Source organism: Streptomyces panaciradicis (genome assembly GCF_023516615.1).
Classification (GTDB): Bacteria; Actinomycetota; Actinomycetes; order Streptomycetales; family Streptomycetaceae; genus Streptomyces; species Streptomyces panaciradicis.
The window spans coordinates 1-2,622 of the sequence record NZ_JAMGBF010000298.1; the positions used below are offsets into that span (position 1 = coordinate 1).

Consider the following 2,622-nt stretch of genomic DNA (forward strand, 5'->3'; position numbering starts at 1 on the left):
ACGCCCACGTCGTGGCCGACCTGCCCCAGGCGGCCCGGTGGGCGGCCGGGGACGCCGCGCTGCTGGTGGCGCGCGCGTCCCATCTGCTGGACCGCCCGCCGACCGGACGGGCCGCGCTGCACGCCGAGCGGCTCCTCGGCCGGGCCGCGGTACGGGCCCTCTCCTACGACGACTTCCGCGCCCGCCTGCCCTCGACGGCGCGCTGGGCACTGAAGGACGCCGGGCGGCCCGCCGACCTCTGGCGGGCCGAGGCCCGCTGGTGGAACGTCGTCGAACAGGACGGCCTGGAGATGCTGCACAAGGCGGATTTCGGGGTGACGCCCGTCGTGGGCGCCGTCGCGGTGCTGTCCGCCGACGCCTGGCGGCTGCGCGCCGCCCTGATGGCGGCCGCGCACGAGGGCCGGGCCCAGGAGGCGTTCGATGACCTCCTGGACTGACTCCCTGACCCGCGCGGCACCGGTCCGCATGCAGCGGGTGGCCGTCGTCGCCCCCCGCGGCGCGCTGCGGGACGTCCTGGTGCGGGTCGCCGACGCCGGCTGCGTGGAACTGGACCGTCCCGACGACTCGCCCCACGGCACGGGACCGGCCGCGCGGGCGCTGCAGACGCTGCGCACCGAAACCGTCCCGCCGCTGCTGTCCCGAACACCCCCCGATCTCACGGCACTTCAGGCCGACGGTCGCGCCGACCTGCTGGCCGGCGAGGCACAGCTCGAGGCCCACCGGGCGGCCGCGGTCAAGCGCGGACCGGCGGCCGCGCTGGCCGGCTGGTGCCCCGTGAGCGCCGTGCCCCGGCTCGGCGCCGACCTGGCCGACGCCGGCGGCGCCCTCGTACCCCTGCGGGCGCCGCGCGGCATCGACCCGCCCACCCTGCTGACCGCGACCAGCGCCGTCCGGCGCTCCTTCGGCCCCCTGGTGCGCACCTACGGCACCGTCCCGTACACCGACATCGACCCCACGCTCCCCGCCGGGATCGCCTACGTCGTCATGTTCGGGATGATGTTCGGCGACGCCGGCCACGGCGCCCTGCTCCTCCTGGGCGCCCTGCTGCTGCGGCTCGGCCGCCCGCGCCGGCTCGCCCCGCTGCGCCGGCTGTGGCCCTTCGTCGCCGGAGCGGGGCTCACCAGCACCCTCGCCGGCGTCGCCTACGGCGAGTTCTTCGGCCCGACCGGTGTGCTGCCGGTGCTGTGGCTGAACCCGCTGGAGGAGCCCGTGCGGCTCCTGGCGAGCGCCGTCGGCTTCGGCGCGATCCTGCTCGCCCTGGCCTACGCGGCGGGCATCGTCAACCGCTGGCGGGAGAGCGGGCCGGGCCGCGCGCTGTACGCGGCCTCCGGCATCGCCGGCGCGGCGGTCTTCCTCGGCCTCGCGCTCGCCGCCGGGGGAGTGCTGCTGCGCACCCCGGCGCTCACCTGGTCCGGAGCGGCACTCGCCGGGACCGGACTGGTGCTGGTCGGCGCAGGGCTGAGCGCGGAGTCCGGGGGCGGCGCCTCCGGGGTCCTGCAGACCGGCATCCAGCTCTTCGACGTGGTGGTCCGCATCGGGTCGAACACCGTCTCCTTCGCACGGCTCGCCGCCTTCGGACTCACCCACGCCGCGCTCGGCGCCATCGTCTGGCAGGCCACCACGGGCCTCGCCGGGCGCGGCGCCCCGGGCGTGGCCGCCGCACTCCTCGTCTTCCTCCTGGGCAACGCGCTCGCCTTCGCGCTGGAGGCGCTGGTCGCCGGCATCCAGGCGCTGCGCCTGGAGTTCTACGAACTGTTCTCCCGCGTCTTCGACGCCGAGGGCCGCCCGTTCAAGCCCTGGCACGTGCCCACGCAGTCCGCAGAGCCCGCAGAACCCCCATACGCACCCGTACGACATGTAACGGAGGTGACCACATGATCGCCTGGCTGATCGCGCTTCCCGTCCTCGTCGGGGCCTTCGCCGTCACCCGCCGACTCCTGCGCCGCCGAGGCCGAGGGGCCCTGCGGGCCATCCTCGCGGTGGACGCGGCCCTGTTCGCCGGAGCGCTGGCGCTGCTGCTGGTCGCGCTGAGCGGCGGTGCGGCACAGGCCCAGACCGCCACCGCGGCCGCGCAGGGCTCCGGCTCCAGCTCCGCGGCGTTCATCGGCGCCGCCATCGCGGTCGCCGGCGCCTCGATCGGCGCGGCGATCGCCGTCGCCTACACCGGCGCCGCGGCCCTGGCGGCGATGAGCGAACGCCCCGAACTCTTCGGCCGGGCCATGGTCATCGTCGGCCTCGCCGAAGGCATCGCGATCTACGGCCTCGTCGTCGCCGTCATCCTGCTCGGGAAGACCTGACCATGGGACACATCGCGGCCATCGGGGAACCGTTGCGCATCCTCGGACTGGCGTCCGCGGGCGTCCTGCTGCGCCCCGCGCAGGGCCCGGACGCCGCGCGCGACGCCTGGCGGGACCTGCCGCCGGACGTGGACCTCGTCCTCCTCACCCCGGCCGCCGCCGGCGCCCTCGGCCCCGAGGCCGTCGACGGACAGGAGCCGCTCGTGGCGGTGATGCCGCCATGAGGACCCCGCCCCCGGCCACGACCGACGCCGCACTCGAACCGGTGCGCGCGCAACTGCTGCGGGCCGCCCGCGCCGAGGCCGACGCGCTGCTGGCCGCGGCC

General features: G+C 76.7%; 3 protein-coding genes and 1 pseudogene. All 4 read left to right on the forward strand.

What is annotated here, in order from left to right; all coding sequences use genetic code 11:
- Positions 1-437, forward strand: a pseudogene (locus tag M8J74_RS43955) (hypothetical protein); the annotation flags it as partial.
- Positions 421-1,878, forward strand: coding sequence for a V-type ATPase 116kDa subunit family protein (locus M8J74_RS43960; RefSeq protein ID WP_249841746.1), 1,458 nt, complete (start codon positions 421-423; stop codon positions 1,876-1,878). The pseudogene M8J74_RS43955 and the gene M8J74_RS43960, both read left to right, overlap by 17 nt.
- The gene (locus M8J74_RS43965; RefSeq protein ID WP_058927162.1) at positions 1,875-2,297 is read left to right on the forward strand and encodes an ATP synthase subunit C; all 423 of its coding nucleotides are present in this window, start codon (positions 1,875-1,877) and stop codon (positions 2,295-2,297) included. The genes M8J74_RS43960 and M8J74_RS43965 overlap by 4 nt, the downstream gene beginning before the upstream one ends.
- Before the next feature lie 2 nt (positions 2,298-2,299).
- Positions 2,300-2,521, forward strand: coding sequence for a hypothetical protein (locus M8J74_RS43970; RefSeq protein WP_249841747.1), 222 nt, complete (start codon positions 2,300-2,302; stop codon positions 2,519-2,521).
- The last annotated feature ends 101 nt before the right edge of the window (positions 2,522-2,622 follow it).